Genomic DNA, 23,405 nt, shown 5'->3' on the forward strand with positions numbered 1-23,405 from the left:
GCGCACGTACGGATCTGTGAGGGGTAGGGGCACAATCCACGATGGAGAGGCCCCGCCTACTCGACCATTTACTCTCGTTCCAGCGTCTACAGTATCCTAATGTCAGATGCGGTAACGAGGCACTGGCTCGAAATCAGTTGTTAATAGCTTATGAGGCGAGCGGAGTCGCCATCTTCTCGTCCGGCGAACGGCGTTGCCACAGCAGCAGTCCCAGTGAACAGGCGACCAGAATCACGCAGAGCAGGTAAGAATAACGGTAGCCAACCCACTGGGCTGCGGCTCCGCCCGCCAGACTTCCGGCCAGCCGGCCGATCGTAGTGGCATTGGTGTACAGCGTCGAGGCATAGCCGGGCAGATCCGGCAGCAGGTCCTGGATATAGCTGATACCAATGGCCGAGATCACAGCGACAAAAAATGCCAGCAGCACCTGTCCGGCCATGAGCTGCCAGAGCTCACCCACGCCAAGCACCAGCGCATAATAGCCTCCCCCCAGCACCATTCCCCAGCCCATCAGCCGCCTGCTTCCATAGCGGGCAGACAAGCCGCCCAGCATGAACATGAACGGAATCTCCAGAAGTGCACAGAGGCTCGCTACAGAAGCCACATTCTGCGCAGTTCCTCCCAGCGTGTTGACAATAAACAGGGAGATATTCAGGCTATTGGCCCAGTGTCCGGTATAGAGCAGGGTCACGATCAGAAAAGGAACCAGCACCCGTGCATCCCGGTGCAGCCGGACCGGCGGTATGGCGGACTTCTGGCTCTGCTGCTTGGCAGCAGCGGGCCGTACGAAGCTGTACACAAGCAGCGCATTCACCAGAAAGATCAGGGTGGTGGTCAGGAATACACCCTGAAATCCGAAGCTTCTCAGGAGAGCGGCTCCCGCCAGCGGACCACTGATGAAGCCCAGTGAGAACATCGAGCGCAGGGTGGAGTTGGCCATCGCATGATCGGCGGAGCGGCTTGCGTTCACCGCTTCCCGGGCGCTGGCGAATAATTGCGGCATCGCCGGAGCGCCTAATGCGGTGAAGACCGTCATATAGACCAGCAGCGGATAGAAGCTATGGATAAATATGTACCCAGCAAAAGCAACTGCGTTAAACGTCATACAGATCACCATCAGTCTGCGGCGGTTCAGCCCGGCATCCGAGCGTCTGGCAATGAACATACTTAAGGCCACTCCGCTCAGCAGAGTGACCGCTGTGAAGATGCCGAAGGTTCCGGCCGATACGCCCAGCTCTTCCGTGAAATAGACGGCAAGGAACGGACCGCTGATCGAGATCGCCATTCCCTGCAGCAGCATACATAGCAGGAATACGGGATAGACGGGAATTTGGAGGAGAGCGAAGGTTCTTTTTAGCATAGAGTCAGTGAACTTCCTTTCGGTATTGCTTATGATCTGATAGCTGGTATAAGTATAGTATAATTCATATTTTGGAAGAATTGCATAGCTCATCCTATGATGATTTGGTGAATCTCTAATTGTGCCCTGGTTTTTGGGTCAATTATTGAGGTGTTGCTCCTGGCGCCAATCTTATATGATGGACAAAGCGTGATTAATTGAAACCGTTATCATTATGGCGGATGAATCGTAAAAGGAGTGAGTGGGAATGGATTCAGCTACATATCCGTTCAGACAAACGGAGCGGCAACTGGAGGAACGGATACAGGATCTGCTCTCCCGGCTGACGCTTGCGGAGAAGGTTAGCCTGATGCCGCAATATCAGGCGGCAGTTGAACGTCTTGGCATTGGTGCGTACAAGCATGGTACAGAAGCGGCGCACGGAATTTCGTGGCTGGGCAAGGCCACCTCTTACCCGCAGCCCGGCGGACTGGCCTGCACCTGGAACCCGGAGCTGCTTAAGCGGATTGGTGCAGCAATCGGGGATGAAGCCAGAGCCTTCTACCGGAAGAATCCGGCCGTGAACGGCCTGACCCTGTGGGCGCCGACCGTGGATATGGAGCGGGACCCGCGCTGGGGACGGACGGAGGAAGCCTACGGGGAGGACCCGGAGCTGACCGGACAGCTGAGCACAGCGCTGGTTCAAGGGATTCAGGGGGATCATCCGGTATATCTGAAGGCGGTTGCCACTCTGAAGCACTTCCTTGGGAACAATAATGAGATCGACCGGGGTGTGGCTTCGTCCAGCATTGACCCGCGGAATATGCGCGAATATTATCTGGAAGCGTTCAAGCCGGCCTTCAAGCAGGGCGGGGCACAATCCATGATGACCGCCTACAACGCCGTTAACGGGGTGCCGGTGATTCTGCACCCGGCGGTAAGGGAGATTGTGAAGGGCGAATGGGGAATGGACGGCTTCATTGTCAGCGATGCCGCAGACCTGTTCGGCATCGTGAAGGACCATAAATATTATGATTCCTTCACCCGCTCGATGGCCGAGTCGGTTAAGAACGGCATCGACAGTGTGACCGAAGAGACGGAGGAGACGATGAAGGTCATCCATGAGGCGCTCCGTGAAGGGCTGCTGACGGAGGAAGACCTGGACCGTGCGTTATCGAACACCTTCCGCGTCCGCTTCCGGCTTGGCGAGTTCGACCCGGAGGAGAGCAATCCGTATACGGCAATCGATGATTCCGTCATTCTCAGTCCGGCGCATTGCGCGCTGTCTCTGCAAGCTGCGAAGGAATCCATTGTCCTGCTGAAGAATGACCAGGCGGCGCTTCCGCTGAATGCTGACTCGTTGTCAAAGGTAGCCGTCATCGGGCCGCTGGGGGATGAAGTCTTCAGGGATTGGTATTCGGGCACATTACCGTATGGAGTGACCCCTCTGCAGGGAATCACGAAGATGCTGGCCGGCAAGCAGGTGCTCTTCGAGAGCGGAGATGACCGGATCATCCTGATCTCCAAGGCCAGCGGGCAGGCTGTCGGCATCACGGGTGAGGATGGACGGCTGGCCGTGCTGCATGAACAGCCGGAGCATGGCGAGCTGTTCCGCCATACCGCATGGGGCTGGACCGCACATACCTTGAAGTCGGCCAGCTGTGACCGCTATATCACCCTGTCGGATGCCGGAACCCTGACTGCTGCCGCTGATGAAATCTACGGCTGGTTCGTCAAAGAGTCGCTGAATCTGGTCCAAGAGGGTGGAGATGCTGTCAGCTTGCGGACCTGGAATGATCAGCCGGTTGCAATCAGTGCCGAAGACGGAACTCTCCGCATCTGTGAAGAAGAGCCCTCTTCGGAAGCACGAATCTTCCATAAGCAGCTGGTGGTGAACGGTGTAGAAGCAGCGGTTGAAGCGGCCAGGGCTGCTGAGGTTGCGGTCGTATTCGTGGGCAACCATCCGCTTTTGAACGGGAAGGAGGAGATTGACCGGCCGGATATCGTCCTGCCCGCAGAGCAGGAGAATCTGGTCAAGGCCGTCTATGCCGCCAACCCGAATACCGTGGTCGTGATTGTGGGCAGCTATCCGGTCTCCTCGGTCTGGATTGACGAGCATATCCCGGCAGTACTGTACACCTCCCACAGCGGACAAGAGCTGGGCAATGCGGTGTCCGAGGTTCTGTTCGGCGGTTACAGCCCGTCAGGCAAGCTGAACATGACCTGGTTCCGCAGCGTCAGCCAGCTGCCTGAGTTCATGGACTACGACATTATCAAGGGAAAGAGAACGTACATGTACTTCGACGGCGAGCCGCTTTATCCGTTCGGGCATGGGCTGAGCTATGCGCAGGTGGATTACCGTAACCTGTCCCTGGCCGAGGCTGAGGTGCCGCAGGAAGGGACGATCAATCTGACTGTAGAGCTTGAGAACAGCGGCAGCGTAGACGGAGATGAAGTAGTGCAGCTGTATGTGCAGTGCTTATCCACCCGGATTAGACGTCCGCTGAAGCAATTGAAGGATTTCAAGAAGGTTAGGATAGCAGCGGGACAGACACAGACGGTTGCCTTCCAGCTGCCGGTATCGGAGCTCTTCTTCTGGGATGTAAGCCGGGAACAGTACTGTGTAGAGGACGGGGAATATCAGCTGATGGTGGGCCGTTCCTCGGGAGATATCCGCTTGTCATCCACTATTAGAGTGCATGGCGATACAGTCCCGCCGCGTAATCTGTATGCGCAAGTTAAAGCGGAGAACTACGATGATTACGAAGCAGTATTCCTGGATGAGTGCAAGGCTGGCGGCGCAGCAGTTCATCCGGTGAAGGACGGAGCCTGGATCGCCTTCCACAATGTCCGGTTTGCAGAGGGGGCGGCAGGTGTGGAGCTGCTGGTATCTTCCGTCCAGGGAGGCGTGGTTGAAGTCCGGACCGGCAGCCCGTCCGGCGCGCTGGCGGCTACACTCACCGTTTCATCTGGCGGCGTCCAGCAATGGCACAGCCAGCCGGCTATAGCGGATATAGAAGCCGGAATCACCGATGTGTATGTTGTGTTCAAGGGAGAAGTGCTGCTCAGCCTCATTCAGTTTACGGTGTAGGTGTTCGTGCGTAGCGGGACCCTTGTATAGATATGATGAAAGCTTCTGGATGGCCCTTTGGGCGTTCAGAAGCTTTTTTGTATAGAATGGCTGTGAATCAGTCCCTGAAAATACCATTACTTGTATACGGAATAATCAGGGAGTGACCTTCTATGCCAAGTAAGATTGCAGTGCATAAACCGGCAGAGCCGCAGAGCGTGACCTGGAGAAGACCGGTGCAAGTCCCGCTCGCAGACAAGGCGGCATTGAAGCCGCCGCTGCGAACACCGCTTGAGCTCAATCAGCTGGTCCACCGCCTTCGAACTGCCCCGGAGACTGTAAGCTCCAGAGAGTTCAATCTGCTCAGCGGTGTAATTGGCCTGCGGAGTGCGCTTATGCTGCTGGACCAAGGCAAACGAACAAAACCGGAGCAGGAGGAACAGACCCGCGCGAAAGCAGACAAACCCATTGTGCATAAACCAGACTCCCCAAAAACGGCTGAAATCAAGTCACCGCCAATCACAGAAAAACCGGCTGCAGCCCGGGCCATCCATGCCTTCCGGAAAACCTCACACACGGAAGACATACGGGGAGCGAAGACAGAGGTCAAGCCTGCTGTAGACAAACCACAAGCAAAGAAGGCTGGAAAAGCGGAGGCGGCTATACATGCCCGGTCAGAAGGTGGACTGGGGCCTCCGGTGAAAGTGAGCTCCAGTGCGAAGCCGGAACGCAATCCGGAAGCTAAGACGGAAGGGAAGACCTCTTCGAGAATAGATGTAGCAGGTCGTAGGCCGGCAGACAAGCCAGCTGCGCCGGGGCAAAAGTCTGCAGACAATTCAGCTGCACCAGGGCAGAAGTCTCCAGCAGCAGGTTCACGGACCTCTGCTTCGCCTCTGCAAGCCAGAAAGGCAACAGCTAAAGCCCCGGTTGTTCATATTAAAGGCAGCAACCCGGGCGGCATAATCCAGCAGTTGGGCAGCATTGCTCCGGCTGAAATCAGTCATGCGTACAACCAGGCGGTGGGAGTCTCTGGTGAAGCGCTGGGGCAGCAAAGACAGCAGGCGGAGAAAGCACTTCCAGCTATTCCGACTCCCACCGGCATCGCGCCAGGCCAAGCTGCTGAAGCTTCAAAGCGAACAGCGGCAGCTCCGCTGCCCGCCGCCAAGTTGCCTGTTTTTCAGAGCGGCAAGCAAGGCGGCGGGACATCAGCGGGGATAAACAGCTTTCCTCAAGTCTCCGAGGAGACAGATCCGGATCAAATGATGGAAGAAGCCAGCAGGTATGCAGCGAACCCGCCGGAGATTGGCCTCACGGGCGAAGCCGATCCTGCCCAGGTTGAGAGCTTTCATGCAGAGGCCAAGCAGCATATGCAGTCTGTACAGGCTTCCGAGCTTGAGCAGACCCGGCAGGATTTCGGAGAGAACCGGATTCAGCCCAAGCCAGATAAGAGTATTCTCCGCTCGGCGCATACAATTCGCGCGGTGGCACCGCCAGCTTTTCAACTGAAATCCACAGGTGTAATTCCGCCTGACGTAGCCGGCTACCTCAACCCGCAACTGGAGGGTCCGCTTCAGGCCTATATGGCGAATAGTCAAGCGACATATCAGAAAGGGAAGGCGCCGTTTGAAGCGGGAATCACAGCCGCCCAAGGCGATACCAAGGCAGAGATAGAACGGTTGAAGACTGAAGCGTCCGGAAAGCAACAGGCTGAGCAGGCTGCGGCTAAAGCAGAGGTCTTAGGGTACCGGACGCAGTGGCAGGAAGAAATCAAGGCTACCAGCGGGGAATTCGACCGCGAAGCGGGAACAGCCGCAGCAGAGAAGAACCGGGAAATCAAGGGGATCAAGGATGCGAAGGAAGGTGAGGTCAAGCGCAAGCTGTCCGAAGCCGAAGCCGAATCCCGCAAGGAATACAAGAACACGAAGAGCCAGGCAGAGGAAAAGCAAAAAGAAGGTGAGTCTGAAGGGGAACAAAAGAAAAAAGCCAAAAATCCCTGGGAGTGGCTCAAGCAAAAAGGCAAGCAGCTTGGCGAGGCCATCCAGAAGGGAATGAACTTCCTCTTCACCCAGCTGCGCAAGGCTGTCAAAGCCATTTTTGATAAAGCCAAACAAGCGGTTGTTGGGCTGATTGAAGCCGGCCGGAAGCTGATTGTCAGTGCGATCAAAGGCTTCGGGAACGTGCTGAAGGGAATTGCGAATACAATATTCGCCCGCTTCCCGGGCATTGCCAAGAAGATTAACGGCTACATCGACCGTGCGGTAAATAAGGCGGTTCAAGCGGTCAATACAGCTGCAGCCTCCCTGAAGAAGGGGGTCAGTGCCGCCCTGGATTTCATGGGGAAGACGGTGGATAAGCTGTTCGCCGGTGTCCAGTCGCTGTATAACGGCATAATATCGGGAATCGGGAAGTTCCTGAGCGGTGAATTCAAAATTAATTTCGGCAAGGCACTGGAGGTTGCGCAGATTGCTGCGGAGGTTGCGGCTGCCTTCGCCACGGGCGGGGGAAGTGTCCTGGTGCAGATCGCCACTTGGCTGACCTCGACCCTCCCTAAGCTCCTGCGTCAGGCGAATACGGTCATGACTGTGGTGAGCACCCTGCGGAATTTCAAGGTGCAGAATCTGAAGCAGTTTCTGAATCCGGCGGGCATGGGCGGTTTTCTGGTGAAGGGGTTGTTCGGTGAGCTGAAGCCACTACAGACGGGCCAGGGAGATGACAAGGAGAAGGACACGGATGGGGCAAGGGCTCCGAAAGGCGGAGGCCAGGAAAAGGGTCTGTTGAAGGTACTGCAGCTTCTTCAGGGCGTGTTCGAAATTCTTCAAAAGACAGCCGGCAAGGTGGCAGGCGCGATTAACAAGGTTCTGCCGGTGATCAATATCTCAGGCAAGTCATGGTTCAATCCGTTCAGTATGGTGTATGTCGGTATGGTTCAAGGGCTCGAGGTATTGAAGAATCCGGCCGAGGCACTGAATCAGGGGGCAGACAAGCTGAAGGAAGCGGCGGGCAGCTTCTTCAAGGGGATTCGCGGTAAGGTAACCGAAGCCGCCAGCGGTATCAAAGCCAGGGTACAGCTGCTGGGGAAGCCGGCTCAGCTTATGCCGGTCCTCGCGAATAAAAGTGTGGATATGGTGCTGAATTTCATCATCTCGAATCCGCCGTCGGCCCTGATTAAAGCCGTCTTCAAAGGCATCGAAGCTGTGGCGGGCCAATCACTGGTTGACCTGATCCGCCAGCATATTCCGTTCGCGGACAAGCTGATTAACAAAATTGCAGCATCCAGCCCGGTTCAGGGCCTGCTGCAGCCGCTTCAGGGGCCAGTGGACAAGGTAGGAGGATTGATCGACGAGGCCACAGAAGGAGCAACGGGACTTGTGGATGAAGCCCAGTCGCAGGCCAATCAGGTCTTCGGCAACGGCACGAAGCTGCTGGCTAATCTGTCCGGAGTATCGGGGGGAGGCAGTAAAGACAGCTCAGGGAAAAATAGCTCAGGGAAAAAAGAAGAGCCCAAAGCCGGCGGAAAAGCGGGCGCTGCCAAAAAAGGAAGTTCCGGTGATTTCGTCAGCACTGTCAAGAGTGGTGTGCATACCCGTTTGTTAGCCTTCGGCAAGCAGCTTTTGAAATCAGGAGTTAATCTCGTAGCCGCGGGTGCCGGGAAGCTCAAGAATGCCATTGCGGGCCTGCTTGTCAACTTTAAAATCGGCAAAGAAAGCCACCAGCTCTGGGTCGAGAAGCGCGGCAGCGGGCATGTGGTGATGATGGCTAGTGAGTATCCACAACCTTTACCCGTCATAATAAAGGGATTTGAGACGCGGATAGAGAAATTAAATCAGGATAAAAATGGAAGTGAGAGAACTAAGGCTGCTGCTTCTGAGGTTAATGTTGACGATCTGATCAATCAATTAAAAGCATCTGCCAAGAAGTTCGGGGCAACACCAGTAGATGATTTAACGAAATCAGATCTTGAGACTGTAGTGCCTTTGATTAGAGCGGTAGAAATGTATTTGGAGAAGAAGGAGGGTGTGGCCGGGGGGAAGGGCAAAGTATTCTCTCCTGAACAAGTAACCTGGACAGCAACCAGACCTAAAGGAACAAAACAAACTTATGCTGTATATCAGCGAAATGATATTGAATGGGATTATGTTCGTAACGCTGGAGATGTTAATTCTATCGGTAAAACAAATGCTGATGCTGCAAAAAAAGGGCTTGCACCTCAATTAAATGATGGTAGCTTTTCTACCCTTCATCATCTAGGACAAGATTCAAGGGGACCTTTAGTAGAGGCGAGCACAAGATATCATGGTGTTGGTAAATACGGACAAGATATATTGCATAGTCAATATGGTAGAAGTAAGCCTAATCCTAAATTTCCCATTGACCGTAACAAATTTGGTGTAGATACTCGTGAATATTGGAAATGGCGTGTAAAAAATCAATAAAGGAGATTTTATCTATGTCAAGTATAGAGGAAATACGTGAGAGATATATTCAGTTGTATCCTGAAAATGGAGTCGACGAGAATGGGTTAAGAAAAATTGAGGAAATTCTTAAGTTAGAGCTTCCCAGCGATTTTCGGGATATAGCTAAATTTTACAGGGGTGGATTATTGGGTGGAATAAGTTGTTTTGCGTTTGCATACAAAGGTATCACCCCTAACATTGTAGATGAAACGCTTAGGCTCAGAAACGCAATCGAATTACCAACAAATTTTGTTGTGTTAGCAGAGCCACCAAACAGTATTATTGTTATGAATACCCAAAATAATCCATGTGTTATATGGTGTGATGCAACGGATGTCGAAAGAATAGGTACAATGTCTTTCATTTCACCACCAGATATATGGAAAACATTTTTTGATTTTTTTACTAAATTAGTTGAAGATGAAGAGGAGGAACAACTGGAATAGTGATAACAACATTGTATAATTGAAAGATTATCTTTTTTTAAAACAACAGCCCGTTCGCAATGCGTCCACAAAAGTTCACTGTAATCCTGTCTCAAAACAAAGGCTGTCCCAACCGCCACTTTCGCGGCTTCTTGGGATAGCCTTTTTTATTTCTCCCCCTCAATAAGAACTCAAAGGCGAACCCCCACCAGACGTTCCCTGCGCTTTGCGGAACGCGGAGGGGGACATGCCGCTCTGCTTATTAAAGCTGCGGTTGAACTGGGAGAAGCTGTTGAACCCGCATTGCCCCGCAATGTCTGAGATGCGTTGCCGTGTATGCAGCAGGAGCTGCTGGGCTTTGCGGACGCGGGTCATCTGGATGTATTCCGTCAAGGTGAAGCCTGTGACGGTTCTGAACTGGTGCGACAGATAGTATGGGCTGATATAGAACTGTCTGGAGATAGAGTCCAGGGACAGCTCGCTGCTGTAATGGCTGTGAATATGTGCGGTGACCGAATAGATTTTTTGCATGATGGCGTTACCGATCTCCTCCAGCACGTATGCATTCTTGTCATTCTGTTGGGAGAGAGTGCACAGGAATTGCTGGAACAGGCTATGAATCAGCACCGGATTCAGCGGTGAAGCGCTGCGCGAACAGGTGAAGATGGCATTGAGCGGCTCGAACACGGCACTGCGCAGTCCTCCGGTGAACCGGCAGATCGGAACCTCCTCGTTGAACGGCTGCAGCATTTCATTGTAAGCGGTCTCAAGTCCGGGTATATTCCTGGGCATGTTGAAGTTGATAATCAGCCGCTTATGCGGCAGACCTGCGGGATACTGGGTCATATGCAGCCGGTACGGGGCAAGCAGAACAATATCATATTGCTGCAGAGCATGCACATTACCTTCAATAATATGAGTAGCGCTGGAATCCAGCAGAATATGAATCTCATAAAAATCATGATCATGCTGAAACTCCATATTGATGTCGTGAGAGCGCTGATCGTAGTCAAAATAGTAAAAAAGCGGATCAGCCGGAGTATTGATACGTATGCTGTATTCTTGCTCGTATAACAGGTCGCTTTCAAGCATAGCTTCTCTCCTCACTGTTACCATTATCCTGTATATTATAGGCTCAAAAAAGCAAAATATGCAATGATTTGGGCGGAATGCAGCAAAAGTAGGGTAGTTTTTGGAGAAGAAGATTTGCTATAGTGACGATATGAAAGCGGATACAGGGAGTGATAGGGATGTTGTTTACAGAAGAAAAGCTGATCAAACGCCAGGCTGAAGTGGAAAAGTATAGATATCTTGTGGTTCAGGAGCTTACAGAGTTCGCGTTCGCTGAGGATTTGGAGGGGGCTAACGGTGTATACCCGGAGGCAGTATCCTTTGATGGTACCATCCGGCTTCAGGAGCATTGGCGCGGGCGTGACCGTTATATCTGGCTGCGGGCTGAGGCTGCATTGCCTTCTGCCCGGGAGGGCTTCAAGATTGCCGGACGGTTCGACTTCGGGAAATCCGGGGACTTCAACAACTCCGGCTTCGAGTCGCTGCTGTTCGTGAACGGCTCGCCTTATCAGGGCGTCGATAATAACCATAGAGAGGTCATCTTCGGCGATGAGCTGGGCGGACAGACTGTCGAACTGGTCTTCCGCCTGTGGTCGGGGCTGGAGGGAGGCGGAAAGCCCAGAATTCAGGAGCACCGGCTCAGTGAAGCGGCCATCGGCTATCTGGACGAGAGCATTGATGATCTGTTCTATATGTCGAAGGCGGCGCTCGACACCTTCCGTTACCTGGGCAGGGACCAGCCGGAGAAGCAGTGGCTGCTAAGAGCGCTGAACGAGGCCTTCCGCCGGATCGACTGGTCTGAGCCCGGCTCTGACACGCATATTGCCTCGCTCTATGAGGCTGGCACCAGCCTGAATCTGGCGGTGGACGCGATGCCGCAGACTTTTGACGTAACCCTTACGGCTGTAGGCCATACCCACATCGATGTTGCGTGGCTGTGGCGGCTGAAGCACACCCGCGAGAAGACTGCCCGCTCCTTCTCAACCGTCCTGCGGCTGATGGAGGAGTTCCCGGAATACCAGTTCCTGCAGACCCAGCCTCAGTTATATGCCTATCTGGAGCAGGATTATCCGGAGCTGTTCGGGCGGATCAAGGAGAAGGTGAAGGAAGGCCGCTGGGAAGCGGAAGGGGCGATGTGGCTGGAGTCGGATTGCAATATCCCGTCCGGCGAGTCGCTGGTTCGCCAGATTATGATGGGCAAGCAGTATTTGCGTGAGCAATTCGGGGTTGAGAGCAAATACCTGTGGCTGCCGGATGTATTCGGCTATAGCTGGGCGCTGCCGCAGATTCTGCGCAAATCGGGCATTGACACCTTCATGACGACCAAGATCAGCTGGAACCAGTTCAACCGGATGCCGCATGATACCTTCTGGTGGCGCGGGATGGACGGCTCGGAGGTGCTGACGCATTTCATCACCACCTCGGAGATCAACGGGGGCGAGTACACCTATAACGGCCGGATGACAGCGCCGCTGCTGCGCGGAATCTGGAATTCCTATCAGGATAAGGAGATCAACGATCATCTTATGTTTGCATATGGCTGGGGCGACGGGGGCGGAGGGCCGACCCGGGAGATGCTGGAGCTCCGCCGCCGCTTCGATAAGCTTCCGGGTATCCCTAAGCTTAAGATGGGCAGTGCAGGCGAGTATTTCAGCGGCCTGCATGAACGCATTGAGAATACGGAAGGATTCGTCCACACCTGGAACGGCGAGCTGTATTTCGAGTGCCACCGGGGGACGTATACCTCGCAGGCGCGCAATAAGAAGTATAACCGCCGCCTGGAGCTGCTGCTGCGCGATGCGGAGTGGCTGCATACCCTGATGGGGGTAAGACAAGGCAATCTTGAAAACGCTTATCCTGCGGTTGAGTTGAAGGGAATCTGGGAGATTCTGCTGCGCAACCAGTTCCATGACATCATCCCCGGGTCGTCCATCGCCGAGGTCTATGAGGACAGTGATCTGGAATATGCCGAAGGAGAGGCGCGCTCACTGGCGCTGATTCATGGTGCGGCTGATCCTAGTAGCGGCAGTATGCCGGACAGGAAGGCATACACCCTGCTGAACAGCTCAATCTGGAACCGTCCGCGTTACGTAGAGCTTCCGGGTGAAGCCGTAGGCGCAGCCCGGGTGTATAACCGGGATGGCAACCCGCTATGGCAGCAGCCGACCGCAGATGGTGGCGTGCTGGTGTATGTTCCTTCGGTGCCGGCGCTGGGTACGGCAGAGCTGCAGCTCGTAAGCGGGCAAGCGGAAGCGGCTTCACAGGCGGCGGTCCAGCCGCTTGCCTCCGTATCCGGCCGCAGGCTGACGACACCTCTGACCGATGCGGCCTGGAATGAGCAGGGCCAGTTCACTTCCGTGGTGGACCGGCAGAGCGGCCGCGAGCTGCTGGCTGCCGGGCAGCGCGGCAATGTGCTGCAGGTGTTCGAGGATAAGCCGCTGGATTTTGAGGCGTGGGATATCGATATTTTTTACCAGGAGAAAATGACCGAGATCACACAGCTCACCAGCTGTGAGTTAATTGAGAACGGCCCGCTGCGGGCGGTGCTGCGCATGACCTGGACGTATCACAGCTCAGTGGTAACCCAGAACATCCGCTTCTACCGCGATACCCCGCGGATCGACTTCCATACAGAGCTGGAGTGGCATGAACACAACCAGCTGCTGAAAGCGGCCTTCCCGGTGGACATTCACGCGCTGGAGGCGACCTACGATATTCAGTTCGGCAATGTGAAGCGCCCTACGCACTGGAATACGAGCTGGGATTATGCCCGGTTCGAGACAGTCGGCCACCAGTGGGCGGATATCAGCGAGAAGGGATATGGCATCGCGCTGCTCAATGACTGCAAATACGGCTATGACATCAAGGACAGCGTGCTGCGGCTGACGCTGCTGAAGTCGGCGGTGCATCCCGATCCGGAGCAGGATCAGGGACATCATGAATTTACGTATGCCCTGTATCCGCATACCGGTGATTTTGTGGACGGCAGGGTTGTCGAGGAGGCATGGGAGCTGAATCATCCGCTGCGCGCGGTGGCTGGCAGGCTTGAAGGGGCACCGCTGCTCTATATTGACGGCAAGCATGTGATGGTGGATGCGATCAAGCGCTCGGAGGACGGCAAGGATATCGTGCTGCGCCTGCATGAATATGCCGGCTCCCGGACGCAGGTCACTATAGATAGCGCTTACGGGATTGGCTCCTGGCAGGAGTGCAATCTGATGGAGGAGCCGCTGGGTGAATGGCAGGAAGGCGAGGAGCTGAGCTTCCAGGTGAAGCCATATGAGATCAAGACGTTCAGAATCAAGCTGCGCGGAACGCATGTAGAAGAAGGGGGTTATGGACAGTGGAAGTAACAGAGAAGCAGGCGGCAAGATACAGCGGAGTGAGCAGAGCAGAGGTCTTGGAGAAGCTGGAGCTGGTGACGGGGAAGCTGCTGAATCTGGACCGGCCGGATAACGAAGCGGAATTGCAGAACCTGGGGGAGAATGCGGAGCGCAGGGGGTATTTTGCCCGTGACTTCGGAATGGAGGAATGGGACTGGCCGCAGGGAGTGGGGCTATATGGCCTGCAAAAGCTGGACCGGCATTTCGGTGACGGCCGTTATGCGGCGTACAGCAAGCCTTGGATGGCCCGGCAACTGGAGAAGGGATTGCCCAGCCGGAATATCAACACCACCGCTCCGCTGTTATCGCTAATGGAGCTGGAGGAGGCCGGGGAGCTGAGCTTAGAGTGGGTCGACTGGCTGATGCACGGCCTGCCCCGGACGCTGGAGCAAGGCTATCAGCATGTGACTACGGGGACTCAGAAGCATGAGGTCTCGCTCCATGAGAACGAGATCTGGATTGATACGCTGTTCATGGCGATTCTGTTCACCGCCAAAATGGGAGTGAAATACGACAACCCGCAGTGGCGCGAGACCTCGCTGCATCAGCTGCTGCTGCACATTAAATATCTGTATGATGTGAGAACCGGCTTCTTCTTCCACGGCTGGCATTTTGCAGAGCGCCATAACTTCAGCGAAGCCTTCTGGTGCCGCGGCAACGGCTGGTTCGCCCTCGGCCTGCCGGAATATCTGGAGCTGATGCGGCCCTATCTGACAGACGGAGTCTTCAGTTATCTCCAGCAGACGCTACAGGCCCAGGCCGAAGCCTTGCTCGCCTGTCAGAGCGAAGACGGACTATGGCATACCTTGCTGGATGACCCTGGAAGCTATACCGAAACCTCCGGTTCGGCTGCAATTGCTGCCGGTATTCTGAACAGTGTACGCCGGGGGCTGCTCCCTGAGGCCTATAGCGAACCGGCTCTGAAGGCCATCCGTGCTATCCTGGACAGAATTGACGGTGAAGGCACAGTGCTTGGAGTGTCCGGCGGTACTCCCATCGGCGCAGCCAAGGAAGATTACAAAGGGATCATCATTGCCCCGATGGCCTATGGCCAGGCGATGGCGCTGGTGGCGCTGGGCGAGGCGTTGCATTACTGCTGAGGCGGAAGGTGTATTGCAGCAAGACGGGAAATAAGCGGTAGCCCGGACGATATTCGTCTGAGGCTGCCGCTTATGTATTGTGGGGGAACGCGCAGGAGGCTATGTGGACCAAATTGTAGTCGAAAAACCGACCACACTAACTATCCAACCCATGGTCCTCATCAATGCACCAGCCGAATTCGTCAACAATGGCCATTACCAGCCCGGTCATCGCACGTTCCAATGGCTCATCTATCATCGCTGGCAGAATGACCTCGACCAGGTTCACCGCTTCAACCCCTTCCAGGGTGTAGTAGGCATAACTGCCATCCGCATTCGCAGCGATCCCCTTCAGCCCGACGTGTGCGCCATGAAGCGCTTTGGTGAATTGCAGCGGCCCGGTCTGCTCAAACCCCAGCGTCCCCACGACAAATCGCTCCAGTACCTCCGTTCTTACGCTTTGGGCGTAATCCATAGAATGGATGCTGATGTAGTCATACATTTCAGTCACCTCACGTATGCATGAACTCAATCTTACTTCTGTACAGATTCAGAATCCGCACCTGCTCCTCGCTGAGCTCCTCGTGGTTCCAGTACATGTGCATCAGGTTGTACTCGAACAGCTCCTTCAGTCTCAGGAACAGCGGCAGCTGTCTGGACATTTCAGCGGAGAGGGGATGCTCCTCCTTATATCCGTCCGTGATTGCCTTGGTAATCAAACGTTTATAGTCCATGAGGTTCTGTCCGCCCGCGAACGAGAACTCCAGCGCAGAATAGATAGGCACCGCCAGATCGTAGACATAATAATGCCGCTCACAATCCTGCCAGTCAATCATCGTTAGCGCCGAGTCACCGTCCGCCAGAATATTCTCCAGCCACAGGTCCCCGTGAATGATGCCATAGTTCGCCTCATCCTTCGGCAGCTTGCGGACCAGCTTGATTACATCCTTTGCAATGTCCCGAATTGCCCGCTCTTCAGCCGGAATGTATTTGAGAAAATCATATTCATCGTTATCATACCAATGCGGAATCAGCGCGGTAGCTTCGGAGTGCAGGTACGCTTGGCCCACCCGGTGCATTCTGCCGATCTGCTGTCCAAGGGTTCTGAATACAGCTTGGTTCCATTTGGCCCGGGGCAGGTGGATTCCGGCTGCCGCCCGCCAGAGAACCACGGACTTCTCTTCTTCGTTCAGCACCAGAGTGCTGACAAGCGAATCCTGCACCGAAGGGATCACCTCAGGCACCCGTATGCCCTGGTTGAACAGATAGGTAGTCCATTGCACCTCCGCCAACTGTTCTTCATACGTCTTGTAATTCGTGATCCGGGCGAAGAACGTCCCATTACTGGAGTGACAGCGGTACATTTCATTGGTGACGGCCTCCACACTGGAGAATGGAACATTATAGGTGGTATTTAGAAATTGCAAGATTTGTGCTTCCATAAGGCCCGATAACCTCCCCATTAAAAATCGTGCTGCCTCAGCGTCCATCAAGCACCGCCAGCAGCAATTGGCTTACAGATCCTGTGACAGCCGGATCATATCCACCACCTGCATCCCGTTCTCATAGATTTCTTCACTATAATGTCTGATGAAAAAGTCCTTATCGATCCCGGTGATCCGGAAGCCGCATTTCTGATACAGCGCCAGCTGGCCGATACTGGAATTGCCTGTGCCGATCTCCAGCGTTTTGTACCCAAGCCGCTTTGCCTCCTGAATCGCGTGATTCACCAGCTGCTTGCCGATTCCCTGGCCCTGGAACTCTTCATCCACTGCAATATTCACCAGCTCGGCAGTCTCCGGCCGGGTAGGCAGCAGCACATAGACACCTATTACACGGTTATCCTTTTCAGCAACGAAGCTTTGCCCCCTCGCAACATAATCCTCAACCAGCTTCGGAGAAGGATCTGCCAATAAAAGTAATTCAGTGAGTGGTTGTTCACCTGTATGTAATGCTCTGATCTCCATTTCTTATATTCGCTCCTTGTTCATTAGTAGTTGCAGGTTTAGAGCCTCACAAATGTGATGTAATCCACGGGTACAGGCTCTGCTTCTTCCATCCGGAGAGTACGGTTAATCTGTCCCCGGTGATATTGCCCATGTAAAAGCACCTGCAGCAGGATATCCCGGACAGAGGTCTGGAACGAAATTCCGCTCTGAGTTGCATAGTCAACCATCCTGTCCAGCTCGGATTCTTCCAGCTCTGCCAGATAGCTGCGGTATTGCTCAGCGTTCGCTTCGAACAGTTGCCGGATCGCCGTCAGATCTTCCGCTTCCTCCCACAACCAGTATTGCACGTTGCTCTTGCCCTGCAATCGCGACATCCAGACCTGCTCTGCCACCGCCACATGCCGCACCAGCTTCAGAAGCTCCGTGTCCTTCGTATGACTAGCTTTGAGCGCGTCCATAATCCGCCCGTCCGCCCAATACAGATGGTCCATCATGCGCATGATTGTCTTCATTGGAGTTCCCCCTCTTAGAGTTTTTTCACTCTAGATAAACAGCTATTTCGGTAAGCTCCAGGAATGGAGCACAGTCCCGTTCTTCTTCAGCTGGCTGTACCGGATCACATCCCTGTCCTTGAGTTCATGAAATAGCTCGTAATAATCCCGCTCCAAGGCTCCCCAATCGCCATATTGTCCGCCTCCAGAGGATTCAACAGCCGGATCGCTGACATTGGTCTCATTGTACAGGGTACCATGGGAGGTTTGCCATTCAGGAATCGTATCTTTCCATTCGCCATAGAGATGCCCCCGCCACTGCTCCCCTAAAGCCGACTGTAACAGGTTCTTATTCACCGGATCAACTCCCCGGAACATTTCCAGCCCGGCAGGACCAAGATCCATGAAGAGATTCCCGCATTTGGAGCACTGGTAGGCTGATTTGAACAGCCGAGTGGTTAAGGATCTGATCCTCATAGCTGCCTCTTCCTTATCTTGAGGAGACGGCCCTGACTCTTCAATTGCAGCATCGATCTCATCCATCAGATCATCCTGATCCTGATCCGCAATGAAATATCCTTTGTAAGGGAGATTATCCGTATTGTCGTGGATCCGGTGTCCGCATTCACATCTGAAGTTCATGGGTTCACCTCGCATCAGAACGCAGACCTGTGTACCAGGAAAGCGCCTGTTGTTCCATCGTGCTGACAAATGATTTTTTGGCCGGGCCGTACTGGCTGGTATCCTCGAAGCGATCCGCTAATGCTTGCTTGAACTGACTGTACCTAGCGGTTTCCTCCGGATGGGCCCGCAAATAATCTCTAAATATAAGATGCCGCTCAATCTGAGGGTTATCTGCCTGATAGCAATGAAGATGATGCGTTCGTGCCTCACCGCCTTTGCGGAATAGTCTTCTGCCGGAAATTCCCCATTCTCCACCTGCCTCATAGCCGAGCAGAGCCATCTTATCGTTGTAAGAGTCTATTGTGGCTATGTCTTTAACAATGCACATCATATCAATCACAGGTTTGGCTTTCAGGCCTGGTACGGAGGTGCTGCCAAAGTGCTCGAAACGGACAATTTCATCTGTAAAAATAGTTGTTAAAAACTCAGCCTCCTGTTCATAAAGTCTGATCCAGCCGGGATCATAGTCACTAAGTCTGACCTTCATACAAAACGCCCTCCTGCGATCATGAGAATGTATTCATCCATTCATGCACAATTCATGAATGCGGTTGCATATTGGATATATCTCCCTATTACATAGACGTCTGCTTATCTGTTTGGTTGCGGTAATGTTCATTTAATAGACTTAATACGGAATCTATAACTGCTTGCGGCTGATAGAGCTGAATGGAATGCCAGCTATCCTGAACGATAATCTGCCGGGTTTGTGCGGTTAGCTGGAGGAGCTTCTTCTGTGATTGCTGCCACTCTTCAGTTTGCCTTCCGGCGGATAATACGAGGACTGGTAAATCCGAAGCTAAAGGCTCTGACTCGTTTAACTGGAGGGCACTTTCTATCGTGCAGAGAGATTCCAGATACGCCGCTTTATACGCATGATTTCGATAGCCGAGTGTCTTCACTATATGCTGAACTGGTGGGGGGAGCCGTTTGGCACCGATAGGTTGTTTGAATAGACGGGGCAACCCGATAGGGGATAAAAGATAACCCAATCTTAGCCGTCTCAGGTGCCGCAGCCGTTCTTCATATCTGGTTTGAATAAAAGTGGACTCTATGAATCTTTGCTCATGCGCGGAGTCCACAAGAATAATCCCCGCTACCTCTTCAGGATACTCTGAAGCAAACAGCCGCATAATCATTCCGCCATAGGAATGCCCTACAAGAATGTAAGGGGGCTTCAACTCTAGCTGTATCAATAGCTTCCTTAAGTCGCGAAGATAGCTTTTGCAAGTCGGCTCACTGATGGGCTTAGTACTCCAACCAAACCCGGCCCGGTCATAGGAAAGGACCTGGGTATAATTGGCTAATGCGGGCTGAACCAGCGACCAATCCAGAGCACAACCGCCCATTCCTGATTCTAGTAGGACCGTCGGCAGATTACTTGTGGTATTGCCGGCAACAATCGCATGGAGACGGTGTGTTCCCACTGAGATCATCTCTCCTGGAGCCTTATATTTATGTAGAAAATACTTGGAAAGGGCGGCCTGTAGCCCTGCGAATGGAAGTCCGATCAGAGAAATAAGGACACGCAGCAGACTTTCAGTAAAATTAATTTTGCCCATAAGTCACCTCATTTGCTGTTGTAACTTAGATAATATAGGAATCCATGAGGCGTTAAAGAGAAATCTTACTGTATCTATTTCCTATTTTATTTGATTGAACGCAAACAAAAACAGCCAACACATTCATCGGCTGCCTTAAATTGAATCTGTATTCGACCTGCGTTTAGCGGATCTTTTTGAGAATGCCTGACAGTCCAAGAATGAGAAGCACGAGGAGTCCCGCAAAGACGGGCATAGATGAGGCCAGCAACAAAATGACGGCGATGAACAGCAAAATCCGGATAACCTTAATTGTAAGTACCATGCGAAAACCCCTATTAGTTTATTGATTTGTCTCAGTAGAGTTCTACGCTGTTCTCAGGTTATCCTGCCCGTCAAAAGAAGGGTTCGTTACGAATTTCCGACTTCGCCAAAAGATTTGCTTGAAGCTTCCCGAAGCATGAGATATACTGTTCTCGGGAAGGTTAAGCGCTTACCCTCTGAGGAGGATAAGCGAACATGGTACAACCAATTACAGCCGGCATTATCGGGGCCGGGAGAATCGGCCGCCTGCACGCAGATAATCTGCGGGCGATGCCGGCGTTCAAGCTGAAGTCCATTGCAGAGCCAATGATGAGTGAGGATTTGCTGGCCTGGGCGGAGAGCAGAGGGCTGGGCTCTGTTTTTGCTGCGGGTGAAGATATACTGAATGATCCTGAGATTGAAGCGGTGTTCATCTGCACGCCGACCGATACCCATGCGTCCTGGATTGAGCGGGCTGCGCGGGCGGGGAAGCATATTTTCTGCGAGAAGCCGATCAGCCTCTCATCTGAAGAGACTCTGCGGGCCTTGCAGGTGGCGGAGGATGCGGGCGTACTGCTGCAAGTCGGCTTCAACCGGAGGATGGACCCCAGCTTCCGCAAGCTGAAGCGGCTGGTCCAGTCCGGTGAGCTGGGCAGCCCGCATATTGTGAAGATTACCTCGCGGGACCCGCAGCCTCCGCATGAGGCTTATGTGCGGTCTTCCGGCGGGATGTTCATGGATATGACGATACACGATTTCGATATGGCCCGCTATCTGGTGGGCAGTGAAGTGGTTGAGGTATACACCCGGGGCGCGAACCTGATCGATCCTATGTTCGGCCGCTGCGGAGATGTGGACACCGCCGTCATCACCCTGACCTTCGAGAACGGGGCGATCGGCGTAATTGATAACAGCCGCAAGGCTGTATACGGATATGACCAGCGGGTTGAGGTATTCGGTACGCTGGGTTCAGCAACGGCCGACAACTGCCGTCCAACGACGGTGGAGGTATCCACTGCTGCTTCGGTTACCCGCGATCAGCCGGAGCATTTCTTCCTGGAGCGTTATAACCAGGCTTTTATGGAGGAGATTGCTGCTTTTGCCCGTTCGGTACGGCTGGAGGAGCCAGTGATCTGTAGCGGCCGCGACGGTGAGGCGGCGCAGCTTATTGCTGAAGCAGCAAGAGCCTCTTATCTGAGCGGGCTGCCGGTCAAGCTGTCTGCCGCTGCGGGAGAAGGTGCGTCTGCGCTGCAAGTTTTGTAAGCGGATGCACTTAGATCAAGACGTGAGAAGGAGGAACGGAAATGTCTAAGCTGCTGGTGAAGGCCGGTGCGCCGGATAAGGATGGCCGTATAGCTGCGGTCAGCCCGGAGAGCGCCGGATGGAAGTATGTCGGGTTCGAGGTGTACCAACTGCAGGCCGGGGCTACGCTTGCGCGTGATAGCGGGGGCAACGAGACCTGTCTGGTATTGCTGGCGGGCAAGGCGGATATACAAGTGGATGGCGAGTTGTTCTCTGACATCGGGGGACGCATGTCGGTCTTTGAAGATAGGGCTCCTTATGCTGTATATGTTCCGGCGGGCGCGCATTATCAGGTGACGGCGCTGACTGAATTAGAGCTTGGCATCTGCCTTGCTCCGGGAAGCGGCAAGTACCCGGCACGGCTGATTACTCCGGCGGATGCGGCCATCGAGGACCGCGGGTATGGCAGCATGACCCGCAAGGTCGTGAATATTCTGCCGGAGCAGAGTGAGGCTGAGAGTCTGTTGGTGGTCGAGGTGCGCACGGGCGGCGGCAACTGGTCCAGCTATCCGCCGCATAAGCATGACCAGGATAACCTGCCGGCGGAATCCTATCTGGAGGAGACGTACTATCACCGGGTCAATCCCGCCCACGGCTTCGTGGTGCAGCGGGTCTACAATGACGACCGCAGCCTCGACGAGACGATGGCGGTCCCTGACCGCAGCATCGTGCTGGTGCCGGAGGGCTATCACCCTGTCTCCGCACCGCCGGGATACGATTCGTATTACCTCAACGTCATGGCCGGGCCAGTCCGCACATGGGTTTTTCACAATGATCCTGATCATGAGTGGCTGTTCAAGCCGGGAGCAGGCGGGCCTGCGGAGGAAGAGTGAAGAGGTGACGCGGACAGTCCCGAAGAGTGAAGAGGTGACGTGGACAGTTTCATAGAGTAACTTAAGGCTTCCGCTGGGCGGAGGCCTTTTCTGTCATTGGAACGCTGAATAGACACCGCAGGAGGACTTCCTTATAATCTAGTTATTAGAAGGCATGAACGCAAAGGCGGGCTTAATACGATGAAACCTACAATCTATGATGTGGCACGGGAGGCGGGCGTCTCTATCGCTACGGTGTCCAAGGTACTTAATAATAGCGGGCGGATCAGCAGCAAGACACGGGAAAAAGTAGCACAGGTCATGGAGGAGCTGAACTACCAGCCGAGCCTGGTCGCCTCTGCCCTGACCAGCCGGCGGACGGGGACGATCGGGCTGATGATTCCTGATATTGCGAATCCGTTTTTTGCGGAGACGGCGCGGGGGATTGAGGATGTGGCCCAGGAGCAGGGCAGTGACTTAATCGTGTGCAGCACCGACCGCAGTGACGAGAAGGCGGCCCGGTATATCTCGCTGCTGCTGCGCAAACGGGTGGACGGCCTGATTATCGCCTCCCACCCCGGGAATCCTGAGCTGATCCGCGGAATGCTGGCCGATCATGTGCCGCTGGTGCTGTTCTCCGCCGATATCCGCTCTATGGAGAGCCACAGTGTCACGGTTGATGATTACAAAGGCGGCTACCAGGCCACAGAGTATCTGCTGTCTCTCGGCCACCGCAGGCTGGGTATCATCTCCGACAATCTGCCCGGGAGCAAGCTGCGGGTGGAGGGCTTCCTGGATGCACTCAAGGCGGCGGGGATCACTTGGGATCAGCCATCCAATATGATTCATACTTCAGCCACGCTGGAGAACGGGCGTACTGCGGCGGCGGCGATGCTGAGCCAGGCGGAGGATGTGCGGCCTACGGCGATTTTTGCCTGCAACGATCTGCTGGCAATCGGGGTGCTGAAGGAGGCGCGCAGCGCCGGGCTGTCCATTCCCCGCGACCTGTCTGTGGTCGGCTTCGACAATACGGTGCTGGCCGAGATCTGCCACCCCGCCTTGACCAGCATCGCCCAGCCCCTGCGCGAGATGACGGAGCAGGCGATGCTGCTGCTGAACGAATCGATCAGCAATCCTGCCAGCCCGAAGCGGAAGATTCTGCTGATGCCGGAGCTGGTCATCCGTCATTCGACGGGGCCGGTTCCGCAGTAACAAGACATTATGATGTGAAAGACCTGTTCCGGCTGCGGCTGGGAGCGGGTCTTTTTGGTGTGCGGTGGTGGAGGTTTGGGGGCGAGTGTGCGTGGGTGCAGGCGGATGTGTTCGGAAAATATTGAACACAATAGGCGCGGGGAGGGAAGAGCGGCCCGAATGTAGTCGGAAAACCGACCAGATTCGGCGCTGCTTGGGCGAGTGGAGGAAATGTAGTCGGAAAACCGACCAGATTCGGCACTGCGTGGGCGCGTGGAGCAAATGTAGTCGGAAAACCGACCAGATTCGGC

Annotated in this window: 18 protein-coding genes; 8 read left to right on the forward strand and 10 right to left on the reverse strand. The window is 54.3% G+C overall.

All coding sequences use genetic code 11. The features are described 5' to 3' along the window. Positions 1–148: 148 nt before the first annotated feature. Positions 149–1,360, reverse strand: a complete 1,212-nt coding sequence (locus K1558_RS27885; protein ID WP_238655245.1) for a sugar efflux transporter — start codon at positions 1,358–1,360, stop codon at positions 149–151. 247 nt (positions 1,361–1,607) lie between these two features. Here K1558_RS27885 and K1558_RS27890 point away from each other — a divergent pair, with 247 nt between their 5' ends. From K1558_RS27890 to K1558_RS27900, 3 genes are all read left to right on the forward strand, one after another. Continuing rightward, positions 1,608–4,430, forward strand: coding sequence for a glycoside hydrolase family 3 protein (locus K1558_RS27890; RefSeq protein ID WP_238655246.1), 2,823 nt, complete (start codon positions 1,608–1,610; stop codon positions 4,428–4,430). A 152-nt stretch (positions 4,431–4,582) separates the two neighbouring features. Continuing rightward, positions 4,583–8,842 carry an HNH/ENDO VII family nuclease gene (locus K1558_RS27895; RefSeq protein WP_238655247.1) on the forward strand — a complete coding sequence of 1,420 codons (4,260 nt, stop codon included), beginning with the start codon at positions 4,583–4,585 and terminating at the stop codon, positions 8,840–8,842. A gap of 14 nt (positions 8,843–8,856) precedes the next feature. Beyond that, positions 8,857–9,309, forward strand: a complete 453-nt coding sequence (locus K1558_RS27900; protein WP_238655248.1) for an SMI1/KNR4 family protein — start codon at positions 8,857–8,859, stop codon at positions 9,307–9,309. Positions 9,310–9,468: 159 nt separating this feature from the next. Here K1558_RS27900 and K1558_RS27905 read toward each other — a convergent pair whose 3' ends face one another. Continuing rightward, the gene (locus tag K1558_RS27905) at positions 9,469–10,380 is read right to left on the reverse strand and encodes a helix-turn-helix transcriptional regulator (RefSeq protein WP_238655249.1); all 912 of its coding nucleotides are present in this window, start codon (positions 10,378–10,380) and stop codon (positions 9,469–9,471) included. Positions 10,381–10,538: 158 nt separating this feature from the next. Between K1558_RS27905 and K1558_RS27910 the strand changes: the two genes are divergently transcribed. Continuing rightward, a complete protein-coding gene (locus K1558_RS27910; protein ID WP_238655250.1) occupies positions 10,539–13,712 on the forward strand; it encodes an alpha-mannosidase in 3,174 nt (1,057 codons plus the stop codon). Then, complete coding sequence (locus K1558_RS27915) at positions 13,703–14,842, forward strand: glycoside hydrolase family 88/105 protein (RefSeq protein ID WP_238655251.1); 1,140 nt, start codon at positions 13,703–13,705, stop codon at positions 14,840–14,842. Before K1558_RS27910 ends, K1558_RS27915 begins: the two co-directional genes overlap by 10 nt. Before the next feature lie 136 nt (positions 14,843–14,978). Here K1558_RS27915 and K1558_RS27920 read toward each other — a convergent pair whose 3' ends face one another. The 8 genes from K1558_RS27920 to K1558_RS27955 all read right to left on the reverse strand — a co-directional run bounded on the left by K1558_RS27920 (position 14,979) and on the right by K1558_RS27955 (position 19,811). Continuing rightward, the gene (locus K1558_RS27920) at positions 14,979–15,323 is read right to left on the reverse strand and encodes a hypothetical protein (protein ID WP_238655252.1); all 345 of its coding nucleotides are present in this window, start codon (positions 15,321–15,323) and stop codon (positions 14,979–14,981) included. Between the two features lie 10 nt (positions 15,324–15,333). Beyond that, positions 15,334–16,263 carry a phosphotransferase enzyme family protein gene (locus K1558_RS27925; protein ID WP_238655253.1) on the reverse strand — a complete coding sequence of 310 codons (930 nt, stop codon included), beginning with the start codon at positions 16,261–16,263 and terminating at the stop codon, positions 15,334–15,336. A gap of 72 nt (positions 16,264–16,335) precedes the next feature. Then, the gene (locus K1558_RS27930; protein WP_238655254.1) at positions 16,336–16,788 is read right to left on the reverse strand and encodes a GNAT family N-acetyltransferase; all 453 of its coding nucleotides are present in this window, start codon (positions 16,786–16,788) and stop codon (positions 16,336–16,338) included. A gap of 38 nt (positions 16,789–16,826) precedes the next feature. After that, positions 16,827–17,282 (reverse strand): DinB family protein, encoded by a 456-nt coding sequence (locus K1558_RS27935; RefSeq protein WP_238655255.1) that lies wholly within the window; start codon positions 17,280–17,282, stop codon positions 16,827–16,829. A gap of 42 nt (positions 17,283–17,324) precedes the next feature. Continuing rightward, positions 17,325–17,903, reverse strand: a complete 579-nt coding sequence (locus K1558_RS27940; RefSeq protein WP_238655256.1) for a hypothetical protein — start codon at positions 17,901–17,903, stop codon at positions 17,325–17,327. A 4-nt stretch (positions 17,904–17,907) separates the two neighbouring features. Beyond that, complete coding sequence (locus K1558_RS27945) at positions 17,908–18,432, reverse strand: GrpB family protein (protein ID WP_238655257.1); 525 nt, start codon at positions 18,430–18,432, stop codon at positions 17,908–17,910. Positions 18,433–18,520: 88 nt separating this feature from the next. Beyond that, complete coding sequence (locus K1558_RS27950) at positions 18,521–19,507, reverse strand: alpha/beta fold hydrolase (protein WP_238655258.1); 987 nt, start codon at positions 19,505–19,507, stop codon at positions 18,521–18,523. Between the two features lie 163 nt (positions 19,508–19,670). Then, entirely contained in the window at positions 19,671–19,811 is a 141-nt protein-coding gene (locus K1558_RS27955) for a hypothetical protein (protein WP_238655259.1), read from the reverse strand. A 194-nt stretch (positions 19,812–20,005) separates the two neighbouring features. On the opposite strand from K1558_RS27955, the gene iolG reads away from it, so the two are divergent. From iolG to K1558_RS27970, 3 genes are all read left to right on the forward strand, one after another. Next, positions 20,006–21,052: an inositol 2-dehydrogenase gene (gene iolG / locus K1558_RS27960; protein ID WP_238655260.1), complete on the forward strand. Its 1,047-nt coding sequence runs from the start codon at positions 20,006–20,008 to the stop codon at positions 21,050–21,052. A gap of 41 nt (positions 21,053–21,093) precedes the next feature. Then, on the forward strand, positions 21,094–21,924 hold the full coding sequence (gene iolB, locus K1558_RS27965) for a 5-deoxy-glucuronate isomerase (protein WP_238655261.1): 831 nt from the start codon (positions 21,094–21,096) through the stop codon (positions 21,922–21,924). A 180-nt stretch (positions 21,925–22,104) separates the two neighbouring features. Next, positions 22,105–23,115, forward strand: a complete 1,011-nt coding sequence (locus tag K1558_RS27970) for a LacI family DNA-binding transcriptional regulator (protein ID WP_238655262.1) — start codon at positions 22,105–22,107, stop codon at positions 23,113–23,115. The last annotated feature ends 290 nt before the right edge of the window (positions 23,116–23,405 follow it).

Source organism: Paenibacillus piscarius (assembly GCF_022234545.1).
GTDB classification, from domain to species: domain Bacteria; phylum Bacillota; class Bacilli; order Paenibacillales; family Paenibacillaceae; genus Paenibacillus_AQ; species Paenibacillus_AQ piscarius.